Below are 13,993 nucleotides of genomic sequence, written 5' to 3'. Positions count from 1 at the left end.
ACATGGCGGATGCCCCTGCAAATGCGCCGCGGCCGATCAACCGGCCCGCGGTTACACTGTGTGTCATCCTCGCCGTTGTCATGCAGGCGCTGGATACGACGATCGCCAATGTCGCGCTTCCCTATATGCAGGGCAGCGTGTCGGCGAGCGCGGATCAGATCAACTGGGTGCTGACCTCCTATATCGTGGCCGCGGCCATCATGACCCCGCCATCGGGGTTTCTTGCAAACAGGTTCGGCCGCAAGCGCGTCCTGATGGCGGCCGTCGTCGGTTTCGTGATGGCATCCGTGCTGTGCGGCATTGCGCAGTCGCTGGTCCAGATCGTGGCTTTCCGATTGCTGCAAGGATTCTTCGGCGCAGCGCTTGTTCCGCTTGGCCAGTCTGTTCTGCTCGACATCTACACGGTGGAAGAACGCGGGTCCGCCATGGCCGTGTTCGGCGTATCGGTGATGGTGGGGCCCGTGCTGGGGCCGGTGATCGGCGGCTGGCTGACCGACCACTACAGCTGGCGATGGGTATTCTATATCAACGTGCCCCTGGGAGTGCTCGCATTCGCGGGCATATCGTTCTTTCTGAGGGAGACGAAGACCAGCGCGGCGGCGAAGCTCGACTGGCTCGGATTCGGCAGCCTGAGCCTCGCTATTGCCGCCATGCAGGTGTTTCTGGACCGGGGTGCGCAACTTGACTGGTTCTCCTCCGTCGAAATTCTGATCGAGGCGGTCGTCTGCGCATCGGCACTTTATATCTTTCTCGTCCACACCTTTACGGCGAAAAATTCCTTCGTAAATCCCAGACTGTTTCTCGATCGAAATTTCTCGGTCGGGGTGCTGTTCATCTTCATCGTCGGGATAACCTATCTGGCATCCCTGGCGTTGTTGACGCCCTATCTGCAGACGCTGATGGGTTATCCCGTGGTGACCGCAGGGATCGTCATGGGCCCACGCGGTCTGGGCACCATGGTCTGCATGTTCCTGGTCGGGCGCCTGATCGGACGGATCGATATCAGGCTGCTGCTCATGACCGGCCTGCTGCTGACCGCCTGGGCCATGTACGACATGACCGGATGGAATCCGAACGTCTCGCAGTGGACGATCGCGGTAACCGGATTCATCCAAGGAGCAGGACTTGGATTCCTGTTCGTCCCGCTCACGACCGTGACGTTCGCGACGCTCGCACCCGAACAGCGCGCCGACGGTACCGGTCTCTACAACCTGTCGCGGAACGTCGGCTCCAGCGTAGGAATATCGGTGGTCTCCTATCTCTTGACAAGAAACAACCAGGTCAATCACGCGACCATCGCCAGCCATGTCACAGCTGTCAATCACGCGTTCAACAACAGCACGGTGCTGCAAACATGGAGCCCGTGGACCGCGAGCGGACGCGCAGCACTCGATCAGGTCATACAAACGCAGGCTTCAATCATCAGCTACATCGATGATTTCAAATTGATGATGATCCTTTCGCTTGCCGCCATTCCCCTCGTCCTGCTGCTGCGGCGCGCCGCAACGCCTGACGAAAACGACCATGCGATGGTGATGGAATGAACGGCGCTCCGCCTCTCCAATGTCAATCCAGTGTCTAAGGTCTGAAGGAGTGAACACAATGCACAAGTTTTTTATCGCGCTCAGCCTGCTGTCTGTTTCGGTTTCGACCAACGCCCTTGCTCATAGCGGCACAAAGCAGGATGAGGTGGCATGCACGCGCGACGTCCAGCGTTTTTGCCGCAAGCTGATGGATCAAGGCGATTTTACCATTCTGGCTTGTCTCAAGGAAAACCGTCCGAAGCTAACTGCCGCGTGCCGCTACGTGCTGGTCAGCCACGGGCAATAGAGAGGCGCGCTTCGCGCCCTTCTCCCGAGTTAGCCTCCATCGATCGCAGCGGTCATCCAGTGCGCCATGTCGCGCGAGCCGAGAAACTCGACCGCCTCACGCTGCACGCCTGACGCAGCGCCCTTGCCGTGCGCGACCGCGACCAGCAGGTTGCAGTGTCGCGACACCGCGATGCCGATCGCGGTGTGCTGCGAGCCGTCGGACATCCTGAGATCATAGGGCCTTGACCGTCCCTTCATGCCGTCGATTTCGGTGACCTTGCCCGGCGCCAGCGGAACGAAGCGCTCGCTCATCAGATCGAGATCGGCGACGCGATCGACCTCGTCGTCATCGGCGACGCCGGAGTCGCAGTTGCAGAAGCCGATCTTGGGCCGCACATAGAGTTCGACTTCATTCCCGCACGCGGCCGCAGCACAGCGGAAGGCGCGCCCCGCCGGCCATCCGTCGCGCGGAAACGGCCAGGCGATCTCGCGCCAGGCATCCGTGTCCGACCGGGCGTACTGGTAGGCGGCAACGCCCGACAGCGAGCAAACCGCAAACGCTGTCAGCAGGACCTTGCGCATCTCACCCTACCGTCTCACGGCAGTCCGGCCACACTGCGCGCCGGGCCGCTCAGCTGCAGAATATGCAGGCCGGTGTTGGCGCGATCGACGATGTAGATATAGCCGCGCTCATCGGTCTCCACATTGTTGGTCTGGATCGCGACCTTGCAGCGGTCCTTGCCGTCGACCGGCACGCAGCGCTTGTCGGTCGCAGCAGTAATCGAGGGGATGAAATAGCCGACTTCCTTCGGGTGATAGGGATCGCGGATGTCGAGCGCGCGAACGCCGGCATTGAAGAAGGCGATGAACGCCATCTTCTTGTAGAACACCGGCGCCATGCTCTCGTTCGACGAATGCGAGCCGAAGCGTCCGCCGCGTTCGCAGAACGATCCGCTGGCTTCCGGCACGGTGTAGCTCGAAATCATCATCGGGCGATTCTCGACCGTGACGTCGGCGAACCACACCATCTGCCGCGGCTCGCCGCATTCATTGAGGATCGCCTCATCGACGATCATCACGATGTCGCGGGTCTTGCCGTCCTTGTCCTTGGCGAACTCGGCAATCGGCATTCCCGGCATGGGAAACGTGGTGTGGGCGCCGTTGAAGGCGGACATCGGCATCCTCGAGATTTCCGGAAAGCGAAGATTATCCGGCGTCGGCTCCTTCGGGCCGTTGAGCAGCTTGTCGCGGTCGACGATCTGCAGGAAACCGCCCTTGTCGGTGCCGTAGCCGAAGTAGATCCGGTTGTCCTTCGGACCGGTCGAGATCATCCCGTGCAATTCGGTGGGCACCGCGCCGGTCGAGCCCGGCTCCTGGCCGGGAAGGCCGAAATCCCTGATCTTCTGGGGATGGGCGGGATCGCTGAGGTCGTAGACCTGGGTCATGCGGCGGGTGCGCCAGTCCGGCGCGCCCGACACCAGAAAGGCAATGCCGGTGTCGCATTCCCACCAGCTCTTGTGGGTATCCTTCAGCCCGCCGAGCCGGGTGATCAGCACCGGATTGGCGGGATCGGCGACGTTCCAGATTTCATGGGCTTCGCTGCCGAAGGTGCGCAGCATGTAAACCGCGTTGGGATCGCCCTTGGGCAGCGTCTTGCCGTCGCAGACGCGCACCATCTGCGCGCCGCCGCCCTCGTACTTTCCTTCCTGACCGGGAATGTGATGGAGATATTTCGGATGCGCGGGATCGGTGACATCGACGATCGAGGTGCCGTTCGGCTCGGCCTTTCCGGTCATCGGATTGACCGGATCCGGAATATCGTCGGTCCCGCCGTGGTGACCGATATAGGCGATCCAGCGATCGCCCTGATGATGAATCGTCGGCTGATAGGCGCTGCGCGCCTGCAGGTCGTTGGTCCCGACCAGTTTCATGTTGGAGGCTTCGGGCGGCGCCCCGATCACTTGCTGCTGCGCAGAAGCGCCGCCGCCGGAGGTGATGAACGATATGATGAAGGAGAGACAGAGATACGTTGCCAGTTTGACATGACCGGTCATGCTTTTTTCCACCCATTTTGCCCAAACCAATCCTGGTTGGTTGATCGCATTGGTAGCACAGCGAAATGAGGTGCCAATACACCGTCTTGACATGCAACCTTTTGGTTGCCTATTATGCCGGCCATGGATGAGGTCTTCAAAGCGCTGTCCGATGCTTCGAGACGGTCGCTGCTGGACAGGCTTCACGACAAAAACGGACAGACCCTGAACGATCTCTGCGACGGGCTTGCCATGACGCGGCAGGCCGTGACCAAGCACCTTGCGATTCTCGAGGCCGCCAACCTCGTCACCACCTTCAGGCACGGCCGCGAGAAGCTGCATTATCTAAACCCGGTGCCGATCCATCAGATCGGCGAGCGGTGGATCAGGAAATTCGAGCGCGGCAAGCTTGTCGCGCTCCACGAATTGAAACGCCAACTGGAGAAGCGCGATGAATAAGCCGGAATTCGTCTACACCACCTACATCGAAACCTCGGTCGAAAAACTCTGGCAGGCCCTGACCGACGGCGATTTCACCGAGCGCTACTGGTTCGGCCACCGCTGCGCCTCGGACTGGAAAGTCGGCTCGGAGTATCGTTTCTCCAAGCAAGGCCATCCGACCATCCAGGGCAAGGTCCTCGTCGTCGACCCGCCAAAGCGGCTGGCCTATTCCTGGGACTCCTGTTCACCCGAGGCACAGCGCGAACGCACATCCCGCGTCACCTTCGATCTGGAACCGCGCGGCAAGGTCATCAAGCTGACCGTGACGCATGATGAACTCGATGAACGCGGCGTCACCTTGCGCAACATCTCCGGCGGATGGCCGATGGTGCTGGCGAGCCTGAAGAGCCTGCTGGAAACCGGACGGGTCCTCGATATCGATCCGCCACCGGTGGCGAAGGAAACCGCCTGTGCCTAGGCCCGAATTCATCTACGTCACCTATATCGAGACCACGCCGGAGAAATTGTGGGAGGCGCTGACCTCGAGCGATTTCACCAAGCGCTATTGGTGGGACACCCGCGTGGTCTCGGACTGGAAGGTCGGCTCGCCGTTCTCGCTGGTGCTGAACGGCAGGACCACTGACGTCGGCGAGGTCCTCGAAGCCGAGCGGCCGCGGCGGCTATCTTACACCTTCCGCCATATCCTCAACGAAGCGGCCCGGAACGAGCGGCCCTCGCGCGTCACCTTCGTGCTCGAGCCGCACGGCAAGCTGGTCAAGCTGACGCTGACACATGAAGACTTCGCGGAAGACAGCGTGGTGATCGACGGCATCTCGAAGGGATGGCCGGCGATCATGTCCAGCCTGAAGAGCCTGCTGGAATCCGGCGAGGCGCTTGTCATCCCGCTCGACGCGCTGTTCATCGACGAGCTTGAAGAGGCCTATCGATCATGAATCTCGAGCACTTCAAGCCGGCCACCGTCTATACCATCTACATTGCCGCCACGCCGGAGAAAGTCTGGCAGGCGCTGACCACGGCGGAGTTCTCCCGAAAATACTTTTCCGGCCTCGCGGTGGAGGCCGAGCTGAAAGTCGGCGGCGCGTTCGTGGTCCGCGCGCCCGACGGTTCGGTTCACATCGACGGCAGGGTGATCGAATGCGTTGCCCCGCGCAAGCTCACCATCACCTGGAACGTCAACTGGCCCAATCTGCTCGAGAAGCTCGGCCTCACGCTCGTGACTTATGACATCGAGCCTGCCGGCGATGCCGTACGGCTGACGATGACCGAGGCCCACGATCGGCCGATCAGCGACGACATCCTCTCCGGTGGCCGAGCGGGCTGGCCCGCGATCCTGTCGAGCCTGAAGAGCCTGCTGGAGACTGGCGAACCGCTCGTGATCAAGATGGAGCCGCCGCAGCGGATGCTGGCGGCGCTGAAGGCGATGGGGATCGCGACGCCGTAGCGAACGAGCGCGGCCGGTGCGCTCCCTCGCCCCGCGCTTGCGGGGAGAGGGCTGGGGTGAGGGGCTCTTCGATGGTACGGACCGGATAGATTCCCGACATTTTAGACCGGGATGATTCCCGACAGGTTTCAGAATGCGCCGGAGGGAGGACCCTTCGATGCCATTTAGAGAGACCGGTCGGATGGAAGAGCGTATTCGGATGTTTTTGGAGTACGAGAGCGGGAACTGGAGCGTATCGGAGGTGTGCCGGCGCTACGGGATTTGCCGCGACACGTTTTACGAATGGCGCAAGCGGAAAGAGAGCGGCGATCCGGCCTGGTTTCAGGACCGCTCGCATGCGCCCTTGCAGTGTTGGCAGACCACGAACGGTGCGATTGCAGAGAAGGTGATCGCGGCGCGGCGGCGATTTCCGTATCTGGGGCCGCGCAAGCTGTTGGCGGTGCTTGATCGGGATGCCCCCGAGATCGCCTGGCCTGCCGCCTCGACGATCGGGGACATTCTCAAGCGCGCAGGCTTGGTCTCGCCGGTGAAGCGGCGCCGTCGCCCGCTCGACCAGCGGCGGCCCTGCACGCCGGTGACGAGCGCCAATGATGAGTGGAGTACGGACTTCAAGGGCTGGTTTCGCACCCGCGACCAGCGGCGGATCGATCCCTTGACGGTAGCAGACAGTCACAGCCGTTTTCTGATCGAACTCCGCATTGTCGCCCCCACTATTGAGGGCGTTCGCCCCTGTTTTGAACGGGCTTTCCGTGAGCATGGCCTGCCGCTTGCGATCCGCTGCGACAATGGTTCGCCGTTCGGCTCGCGTGGCCCGGGCGGTCTCACCCGGCTGTCGGCCTGGTGGATGAAGCTCGGCATCACACCGCACTTCATCCATCCCGCCTCGCCGCAGGAGAATGGCCGACACGAGCGCATGCACCGCACGCTGAAGGCACAGACCTCGGTCCCGCCAGCCAGCAACGCACCCGAGCAGCAGGCCCGCTTTGACATGTTCCGAAAGCATTACAACGAGGAACGTCCGCACGAAGCGCTGGACCAACGGCCGCCGGCAGAGTTCTACAGCCGCTCCCCGCGCACCATGCCGCCGCGCGCGGAAGATCCCTGGTACGACGCCGATCATCAGGTCCGTCGCGTCCGCGGCAACGGCGAGATCAAATGGAAAGGCGAGTTTGTATTCATCGGTGAAGCGCTGGTGGATGAACTTGTTGGCGTTGCTGAGCTCCAGACCGGTGACCACATCGTGCGCTTCTGCGATCTGGACATCGGCCTCATCGATCGCCGCGGCCTGTTCACCCGGTTCGCTCCGCTTCGTGAGCGGCTCCGCGACCCGGGTGAACAGGCCGCTCAACCCAAACTGTCGGGGATCATGCCGGTCCAAAGTGTCGACAATCATGCCGGTTGAACCGATCCGCGAATATCGATGGTGAGGTGCGCGCGGTGAGTCCCCCTCACCCGAAATTCTCGCGATGCGAGAATTTCGACCTCTCCCCGCAAGCGGGGCGAGGTTAAGAGAGCACGGCGATGCTTCAACGTATTCAGTCGTCATACGCAGGCTTGACCCGCGTCTCCATCCACCTTCAAGATTCTCGTGAAGCGATGGATTGCCGGGTCAAGCCCGGCAATGACGATGGGGGTGTGTGGGCGCTACCCCAGCGCCCGCAACTCCCGCCGCAGTACTTTGCCGGTCGCCGTCATCGGCAACGTTTCCACGAACTGCACGAAGCGTGGATATTCATGCGCGGCGAGTTGCACTTTCACAAAATCCTGGATCTCGCGCGCCAGCGCATCAGTAGGCGCAAAGCCCGGCCGCAGCACGATCCACGCCTTGATCGCTTCGGTGCGGATCGGATCGGGAATTCCGACCACCGCCGACATCGCCACCGCCGGATGCTTCATCAGCGTGTGCTCGATTTCCGACGGCCCGACGCGATAACCGGCGGTGGTAATCACGTCATCCTCGCGGCTGACATACCAGAAATAGCCGTCGTCGTCCTGCACGCCGAGATCGCCGGTGAGCAGGAATTCCCCGGCGTATTTTTTTGCGGTCGCTTCCGGATTTTTCCAGTATTCGATCATGGTGCAGGGATTGGGCTGGCGCACGCCGATGATGCCGCGTTTTCCGCGCGGCAGTTCGTTGCCCTCCGCGTCGACGATGCGCACGTCGAAGCCGGGCGTCGCCTTGCCCATCGAGCCCGGGCGGATCGGAAACAGTTTTGCGTTGCTGCCGACCACGAGATTGCACTCGGTCTGGCCGTAGACTTCGTGGGCATCGATGCCGAAGGTCGCGCGCACCCAGTCCAGCAATTCACCGCCCAGTGACTCTCCCCCGGTGAAGATGCTGCGCAGCCTGACGCCGGCGTGGCTGACGCCGGCCTGCCGCATCAATTTCAAGGCCGTCGGCGGCAGGAACACGTTGCGTATGCCGTGGTCGGCCATCATCTGCATCGCCGCCTGCGCCTCGAATTTTCGCGCGCGGTGGCCGACGATCGGCACGCCATGATACCAGCCGCCGAGCAGCGCGTTGATCAGGCCGCCGATCCAGGCCCAGTCGGCCGGCGTCCACATCAGGTCGCCGGGCTTGGGCAGGAAATCATGGCACATCTCGACATTCGGCAGATGGCCGAGCACCACGCGATGGCCGTGCAGCGCGCCCTTGGGATTGCCCGTCGTACCCGAGGTGTAAATGATCATCGCGGGATCGTCGGCCGCGGTATCGACGGTCGCAAATTCCGCCGACGCCGACCTGAGCGACGGCCAGAACGACCTGGTGCCGGCATGAGTGCCATCGCCAATGAGGTATACGTTGCGAAGATCCGGAAGCCGGTCGCGGATTTTTGCAAGCTTCTCCCATCCCGTCTCGTCGGTGACGATGGCCCTCGCGCCCGAATTCGACAGACGAAACTCCAGCGCATCCTCGCCGAACAGCGCAAACAGCGGAATCGACACCAACGCGGCACGGAACGCCGCCATGTGCACAATGGGCAGTTCCAGCGACTGCGACAGGAACACCGCGACGCGGTCGCCCCGCGCAAGGCCGTCGGCTTTCAGCACATTGGCAAAACGGCGCGACATCTCGCTGATGTCGTCGAACGAGGTGCGCGCACCGCCGCCGTCCTCATCGACATAGATCAGCGCCAGCCGGCCCGAGCCGTCGGCATGGCGATCGCAGCACGCGGTCGCGATGTTGAACCGCGCCGGAATCTCCCAGCGGAAGTTGCGATAGAGATCGTCGTAATTGGAGGCTTCGGTGAGCATGGCGGAGAGACTAGACCAATGCGGTCGCGGGACAAACCCTCTCCCCTTGTGGGCTAAGGCGTGCACACAATTTCAATAACATTTTTCTTGCCATGAGTGAATCGAGTCTGATTCCTTGCATTGCGGTCCACAAGAAGGATGATCGCATTGATGGAAGGGATGGATTGGTCAGTCGGTCGCTTTGGCGATGTGCGACTGGCCAAAAGGGGGCGCTGTTGTTGCAGCGCGCCGTTGAACGCGTCACGATGAACCTGCGTGCGGCGTCCGACGGCCGAGCTGAGTGGGTGGGGTTCAGCCGCTGGCTGAATAATCCGAATGTGACAGCGAACGAAATTGCTGTGCATAATGCAGAAGTTCTGTCGGACCGTGTCGCGGGCCTGCATGTGCTTGCAATCCAGGACACGACGGAACTGAACTATGCCAGGCACGCCGGACGGGTCCGGGGTCTTGGGCCATCCGGCAACGGACGCGATCCGGGCTTGTTTGTGCACCCCGTGCTGGCGATTGATGCGGGCAGCGGAGCCTTGCTCGGGTTGGCTGGAATGCAGATCTGGACGCGTCAGGGGCCAGCGTCCCCTGATTACCGGCGTCAACCGATCGAAGAGAAAGAATCCTATCGTTGGATTAAGGGGGCGGCGAGCGCCAAGAGCGCGCTTGCTGCGGCAGCGATGGTCACCGTGATCGGCGACCGCGAGAGCGATATTTACGAAGAGTTTGACCGGATACCTGACGCGCGCACCCATCTGCTCACGCGTGCCTGTCGTGATCGCGCCTTGGTGGGTGGCGGTCGGCTGTTTGGCATTACCGAAAGCTGGCCGGTCCGGCATCGCTTCAAGCTGGAGGTCCGAGCCCAGCCCGGTCGCCCGGCTCGCACGGCCAAGGTGGCGCTGCGCTTTGGCGAAGTGACGATCAAGCGCCCGGGCAACTGCAGCGATCCCGCAGCCGCGCATCAATTGACCTTGCGTCTGGTCGAGGTCAGGGAGCTTGATACCGCCGTCGAGGGGCCGATCCACTGGCGTCTGCTTACCACTCATGAGGTTACGACGGTTGCGCAGGCCTTGGAGATCGTTGGTTGGTATCGCGAGCGCTGGCACGTCGAACAGCTGTTCCGCACCAGCAAGAGCCAGGGTCTCGACCTTGAGAGCAGCCAGGTCGAAGCGGCCGATGCCTTGTTCAAGCTTGCCGCCATCGCAATGATTGCCGCCACCAAGATCATGCAGCTCGTCCTCGCCCGCGACGGCACGGTCGATCGCCCGGCCACCGACGTGGTAGCGGTGGAACAATTGCCAATGCTCGAGGCCTTGCAGATCCGTCTCGAAGGCAAAACAGCCAAGCAGAAAAATCCTCATCCCAGGCGATCGATCGGCTGGCTCGCCTGGATTGTTGCGCGCCTCGGTGGCTGGACCGGTTACACCTCCGAACGCCCACCGGGCCCAATCACCATGCGCCGTGGCTGGCATCGCTTCGAACAAATGGCTCAGGGTTGGAGACTCAGAGATGTGTGCACGCCTTAGCCCCTTGTGGGAGAGGGTGCCGAGCGAAGCGAGGCGGGTGAGGGGTCTCTCTCAGCGGATGCAGACCCCTCATCCGGCACGGACTTCGTCCGCGCCACCTTCTCCCACAAGGGGAGAAGGGAAGAGGTACGATCCGCGCGACGACAAACTCACCCCGTCAGCGCCGCCTTCACCATGCCGCTGGCCTTCGCAAAATCCATCTGCCCGGCGTATTTCGCCTTCAGGACGCCGATCACCTTGCCCATGTCCTTCATCCCGGCGGCACCGGTCTCGGCGATCGCGGCTGAAATCGCCGCCTTGACGTCGGCTTCCGACATCTGCTTCGGCAGATAGGCCGAGATGATCGCGATCTCCTCGCGCTCTGCTGCGGCGAGTTCGGCGCGGCCGCCCTTGTCGTACAATTCCACGGATTCCTGGCGCTGTTTTATCATCTTCTGGAACACAGAAAGCAGGTCGGCGTCGCTGAGCGGCGGTTTTCCTTCCCCGCGCGCGGCGATGTCGGCGTTCTTGATGGTGGAATTGACCATCCGCAGCGTGGACAGCTTGCGCTCGTCCTTGGCCCGCATCGCGTCCTTGACCGCATTGTTGATGTCGTCGCGCAGCATCGTCCTGTCCTCTCGCGAACCCCAAGGGCCGCATCGTCATGAGCCCCTGATCTAGGCCGTTCGCGCCAACCAGACAACTCAGATCAGCAGCCATCCGACCAGAGCATCCGCGGTCGCCTGCGGCTGTTCCACCTGCGGAAGGTGGCCACACTGCGGAAGGATGGTGAGTTTGGCGCCGGGAATGCGGTCCGCCATCTCCACCGACAGCGCGTTGGGGATGGTGTTATCCTCATCGCCGGTCAGGACCAGCGTCGGACAGGCAATCGCGGTGAGCGTCGGCCGCGAATCCGCCCGGCCCATGACAGCGGTCTGCTGGCGGACGAAGGCGTCGGCGCCGACATCCTCGCCCATGTCGTGCACCAGTTGGCGCAAGCCGGAGTCCTCGCGCCGCGACGGATGCACGAAGCCGGGAAACAGTTCGTCGAGCACGGCGCGATAGCCGCCGGCTTGCGCCCGCGCCATCTGGCCGCGGCGGCGCGCGGTCGCATCCGGCGTATCGGGGCGCGCCTGGGTATTGATCAGCGCCAGTTTTGCTACCCGCTGCGGCGCCTGCCGCATGATCTCGAAGGCGATGTAGCCGCCCATCGAATGCCCGGCCAGCGCGAAACGCGGCGGCGCCTCGGCCAAAATCCGCCGCGCGATCGCGCCGATGCTGTCGTCGCGCTTGTGATTGGCCACGGTCACGGGCCCGAATCGCCACATAGCGGGCACGACGGGTGCGAATATTCTGGGCGATGAAACCAGACCGGGAACGAGCAAAATCGGCATCGTATTGTCCATGCACGGCTCCGGATTGGGCAATTTTCGGGGTAAATCGATCAGACGGCGGGAATCGCAGATTAGGACCCGCGCGCCGCCTGTCAAATCAGCGGGAAAGCGCATGTGAATCCGCAGTTTCCGGCTTTGACGCACGCGCATGCGACGACTATGTAATGCGTTCATGACAACCCCTGAAAACCCCTCAGCCTGGCCGGATCACAAACCGACCGCGCTCCTCGTGCTTGCCGATGGCACCGTGCTGGAAGGCTTCGGCCTCGGCGCGGAAGGCCACGCGGTCGGCGAAGTCTGCTTCAACACCGCGATGACCGGCTATGAGGAGATTCTCACCGATCCCTCCTATGCCGGGCAGCTCATCACCTTCACCTTTCCGCATATCGGCAATGTCGGCACCAACGACGAAGACATCGAAACCGTGAACATGGCGGCGACGCCGGGCGCCCGCGGAGTGATCCTGCGCTCCGCCATCACCGACCCGTCGAATTACCGCGCTTCGCGCCATCTCGACCAATGGCTGAGGGCGCGCGGCATCATCGGTCTTTCCGGAATCGATACCCGCGCGCTGACCGCGCTGATCCGCAGCAAGGGCATGCCGAACGCCGTGATCGCCCACGCCAAAGACGGCCACTTCGACCTGCACGGGCTCAAGGAAGAGGCGCGCGAATGGCCCGGCCTCGAAGGCATGGACCTGGTGCCGATGGTGACGTCGGGCCAGCGCTTCACCTGGGACGAGACGCCGTGGGCCTGGGAAAAAGGTTTTGGCCGCCAAACCGCGCCCGAGTTCAACGTCGTCGCCATCGACTACGGCATCAAGCGCAACATCCTGCGGCTGCTCGCCGGCGAAGGCTGCAAGGTGACGGTGGTGCCGGCGACCACCTCGGCCGAGGACATCCTGGCGATGAAGCCCGACGGCGTGTTCCTCTCCAACGGCCCCGGCGATCCCGCCGCGACCGGCAAATATGCCGTGCCGGTGATCCAGCAGGTCATCAATTCGGGCATGCCGACCTTCGGCATTTGTTTGGGACATCAGATGCTGGGCCTCGCCGTCGGCGCCAAGACCAAGAAGATGCATCAGGGCCATCACGGCGCCAATCATCCGGTCAAGGACGAGACCACCGGCAAGGTGGAAATCACCTCGATGAACCACGGCTTTGCCGTGGATCAGGCGACCCTGCCCGAGGGAGCAACCCAGACCCACATCTCGCTGTTCGACGGCTCCAATTGCGGCATCCAGCTCGACGGCAAGCCGGTATTCTCGGTGCAGTACCACCCCGAAGCCTCGCCCGGCCCGCGCGACTCGCATTACCTGTTCAAGCGGTTCGCGGATTTGATGCGGGCGAACAAGGGCGGGTAGAGGCTCCCCTGCACCGCAGGGACTCTCTAACTCGTCATTGCCGGGCTTGACCCGGCAATCCAGCTTTTTCGAAGAATGATGGATGCCCGGATCAAGTCCGGGCGTGACGAATGAGTGGGATCAAAAGCGCTGGCGGGCCGCCCGAGCATTTAATATGATGTCCATCATCATACACCGCCGCAGGAACCGCCCCCATGGACGATCCATCCGCCCCCGCCGTCGAATACGGCGTCACGCCTCCCCAAGTGATGGCATCGATGGCGGGTATCGATTTCGTCCGCGCCATCTTCGACGGAACATTGCCGGCGCCGCCGATCATGCAGACCATCGAGCCCTTCGACTCCACGGCCGAGCCGGGCGTGGTGGTGATGCACAGCGTTCCCGGCTTCCGGCATTACAATCCGATCGGCTCGGTGCATGGCGGCTATGCCGCCACTTTGCTTGATTCGGCGATGGGGCTTGCGGTCCACTCGATGCTGCCGCCGGGGACCGGCTATACCACGCTCGAATTCAAGATCAGTTTTATCCGGGGCATGACCAGGGATACCGGCGCGGTCCGCACCGCGACCGCCGAGGCGCGGATCACCGACAGCAAGGGCCGCTTGCTCGCCCATGCCACCACGACCTGCCTGGTGTTCGAGATCCCCAAGGAAACGGCAAAGTAAACGGCCAAATAAACGACAACGCAAACCGCGAAGGGAACGTGAAGCGCTGACATCGGTTGAATCCGCGCTCATCCTC

15 protein-coding genes are annotated in these 13,993 nt (G+C 62.5%); 10 read left to right on the top strand and 5 right to left on the bottom strand.

Annotated features, from left to right (window positions below; genetic code table 11):
• The first annotated feature begins 2 nt into the window (after positions 1–2).
• Positions 3–1,544: a DHA2 family efflux MFS transporter permease subunit gene (locus tag B5527_RS04300; protein ID WP_079600171.1), complete on the top strand. Its 1,542-nt coding sequence runs from the start codon at positions 3–5 to the stop codon at positions 1,542–1,544.
• Between the two features lie 58 nt (positions 1,545–1,602).
• Entirely contained in the window at positions 1,603–1,830 is a 228-nt protein-coding gene (locus B5527_RS04295; protein WP_079600170.1) for a hypothetical protein, read from the top strand.
• Between the two features lie 29 nt (positions 1,831–1,859).
• On the opposite strand, the gene B5527_RS04290 is transcribed toward B5527_RS04295, so the two are convergent.
• Entirely contained in the window at positions 1,860–2,393 is a 534-nt protein-coding gene (locus tag B5527_RS04290; RefSeq protein ID WP_079600169.1) for a hypothetical protein, read from the bottom strand.
• Positions 2,394–2,407: 14 nt separating this feature from the next.
• The gene (locus B5527_RS04285; RefSeq protein WP_154072004.1) at positions 2,408–3,865 is read right to left on the bottom strand and encodes an LVIVD repeat-containing protein; all 1,458 of its coding nucleotides are present in this window, start codon (positions 3,863–3,865) and stop codon (positions 2,408–2,410) included.
• Between the two features lie 123 nt (positions 3,866–3,988).
• Between B5527_RS04285 and B5527_RS04280 the strand changes: the two genes are divergently transcribed.
• From B5527_RS04280 to B5527_RS04260, 5 genes are all read left to right on the top strand, one after another.
• Positions 3,989–4,303 carry an ArsR/SmtB family transcription factor gene (locus B5527_RS04280; RefSeq protein WP_079607055.1) on the top strand — a complete coding sequence of 105 codons (315 nt, stop codon included), beginning with the start codon at positions 3,989–3,991 and terminating at the stop codon, positions 4,301–4,303.
• Positions 4,296–4,763 carry an SRPBCC family protein gene (locus B5527_RS04275; protein WP_079600168.1) on the top strand — a complete coding sequence of 156 codons (468 nt, stop codon included), beginning with the start codon at positions 4,296–4,298 and terminating at the stop codon, positions 4,761–4,763. The genes B5527_RS04280 and B5527_RS04275 overlap by 8 nt, the downstream gene beginning before the upstream one ends.
• Positions 4,756–5,238 (top strand): SRPBCC family protein, encoded by a 483-nt coding sequence (locus B5527_RS04270; protein WP_079600167.1) that lies wholly within the window; start codon positions 4,756–4,758, stop codon positions 5,236–5,238. Before B5527_RS04275 ends, B5527_RS04270 begins: the two co-directional genes overlap by 8 nt.
• Positions 5,235–5,747: an SRPBCC family protein gene (locus tag B5527_RS04265; RefSeq protein WP_079600166.1), complete on the top strand. Its 513-nt coding sequence runs from the start codon at positions 5,235–5,237 to the stop codon at positions 5,745–5,747. The genes B5527_RS04270 and B5527_RS04265 overlap by 4 nt, the downstream gene beginning before the upstream one ends.
• A gap of 181 nt (positions 5,748–5,928) precedes the next feature.
• On the top strand, positions 5,929–7,149 hold the full coding sequence (locus B5527_RS04260) for an integrase core domain-containing protein (RefSeq protein ID WP_245332352.1): 1,221 nt from the start codon (positions 5,929–5,931) through the stop codon (positions 7,147–7,149).
• Positions 7,150–7,391: 242 nt separating this feature from the next.
• Here the strand turns inward: B5527_RS04260 and B5527_RS04255 are convergent, their stop codons facing one another.
• Positions 7,392–9,002, bottom strand: a complete 1,611-nt coding sequence (locus B5527_RS04255; protein ID WP_079600164.1) for an acyl-CoA synthetase — start codon at positions 9,000–9,002, stop codon at positions 7,392–7,394.
• Between the two features lie 215 nt (positions 9,003–9,217).
• On the opposite strand from B5527_RS04255, the gene B5527_RS04250 reads away from it, so the two are divergent.
• Complete coding sequence (locus tag B5527_RS04250) at positions 9,218–10,516, top strand: IS4 family transposase (protein WP_172842477.1); 1,299 nt, start codon at positions 9,218–9,220, stop codon at positions 10,514–10,516.
• 149 nt (positions 10,517–10,665) lie between these two features.
• Here B5527_RS04250 and B5527_RS04245 read toward each other — a convergent pair whose 3' ends face one another.
• Both B5527_RS04245 and B5527_RS04240 read right to left on the bottom strand, forming a co-directional pair.
• Positions 10,666–11,121: a GatB/YqeY domain-containing protein gene (locus B5527_RS04245; protein WP_079600162.1), complete on the bottom strand. Its 456-nt coding sequence runs from the start codon at positions 11,119–11,121 to the stop codon at positions 10,666–10,668.
• A gap of 78 nt (positions 11,122–11,199) precedes the next feature.
• Positions 11,200–11,901 carry an alpha/beta fold hydrolase gene (locus B5527_RS04240; protein ID WP_079607054.1) on the bottom strand — a complete coding sequence of 234 codons (702 nt, stop codon included), beginning with the start codon at positions 11,899–11,901 and terminating at the stop codon, positions 11,200–11,202.
• Positions 11,902–12,061: 160 nt separating this feature from the next.
• On the opposite strand from B5527_RS04240, the gene carA reads away from it, so the two are divergent.
• Both carA and B5527_RS04230 read left to right on the top strand, forming a co-directional pair.
• Positions 12,062–13,252, top strand: coding sequence for a glutamine-hydrolyzing carbamoyl-phosphate synthase small subunit (gene carA, locus B5527_RS04235; protein WP_079600161.1), 1,191 nt, complete (start codon positions 12,062–12,064; stop codon positions 13,250–13,252).
• Positions 13,253–13,446: 194 nt separating this feature from the next.
• Positions 13,447–13,917 (top strand): PaaI family thioesterase, encoded by a 471-nt coding sequence (locus B5527_RS04230; RefSeq protein ID WP_079600160.1) that lies wholly within the window; start codon positions 13,447–13,449, stop codon positions 13,915–13,917.
• The last annotated feature ends 76 nt before the right edge of the window (positions 13,918–13,993 follow it).

The sequence above is a fragment of the Bradyrhizobium erythrophlei genome, from assembly GCF_900129425.1.
Classification (GTDB): Bacteria; Pseudomonadota; Alphaproteobacteria; order Rhizobiales; family Xanthobacteraceae; genus Bradyrhizobium; species Bradyrhizobium erythrophlei_C.
This window is presented reverse-complemented; position numbering and strand designations above follow the sequence as displayed.

What these genes read in the sequence shown, in the direction of transcription:
- B5527_RS04300 (WP_079600171.1), top strand. Translation starts at nt 3, where the DNA reads ATGGCGGATGCCCCTGCAAATGCGCCGCGGCCGATCAACCGGCCCGCG.
- B5527_RS04295 (WP_079600170.1), top strand. Translation starts at nt 1,603, where the DNA reads ATGCACAAGTTTTTTATCGCGCTCAGCCTGCTGTCTGTTTCGGTTTCG.
- B5527_RS04290 (WP_079600169.1), bottom strand. Translation starts at nt 2,393, where the DNA reads ATGCGCAAGGTCCTGCTGACAGCGTTTGCGGTTTGCTCGCTGTCGGGC.
- B5527_RS04285 (WP_154072004.1), bottom strand. Translation starts at nt 3,865, where the DNA reads ATGACCGGTCATGTCAAACTGGCAACGTATCTCTGTCTCTCCTTCATC.
- B5527_RS04280 (WP_079607055.1), top strand. Translation starts at nt 3,989, where the DNA reads ATGGATGAGGTCTTCAAAGCGCTGTCCGATGCTTCGAGACGGTCGCTG.
- B5527_RS04275 (WP_079600168.1), top strand. Translation starts at nt 4,296, where the DNA reads ATGAATAAGCCGGAATTCGTCTACACCACCTACATCGAAACCTCGGTC.
- B5527_RS04265 (WP_079600166.1), top strand. Translation starts at nt 5,235, where the DNA reads ATGAATCTCGAGCACTTCAAGCCGGCCACCGTCTATACCATCTACATT.
- B5527_RS04260 (WP_245332352.1), top strand. Translation starts at nt 5,929, where the DNA reads ATGGAAGAGCGTATTCGGATGTTTTTGGAGTACGAGAGCGGGAACTGG.
- B5527_RS04255 (WP_079600164.1), bottom strand. Translation starts at nt 9,002, where the DNA reads ATGCTCACCGAAGCCTCCAATTACGACGATCTCTATCGCAACTTCCGC.
- B5527_RS04245 (WP_079600162.1), bottom strand. Translation starts at nt 11,121, where the DNA reads ATGCTGCGCGACGACATCAACAATGCGGTCAAGGACGCGATGCGGGCC.
- B5527_RS04240 (WP_079607054.1), bottom strand. Translation starts at nt 11,901, where the DNA reads ATGGACAATACGATGCCGATTTTGCTCGTTCCCGGTCTGGTTTCATCG.
- carA (WP_079600161.1), top strand. Translation starts at nt 12,062, where the DNA reads ATGACAACCCCTGAAAACCCCTCAGCCTGGCCGGATCACAAACCGACC.
- B5527_RS04230 (WP_079600160.1), top strand. Translation starts at nt 13,447, where the DNA reads ATGGACGATCCATCCGCCCCCGCCGTCGAATACGGCGTCACGCCTCCC.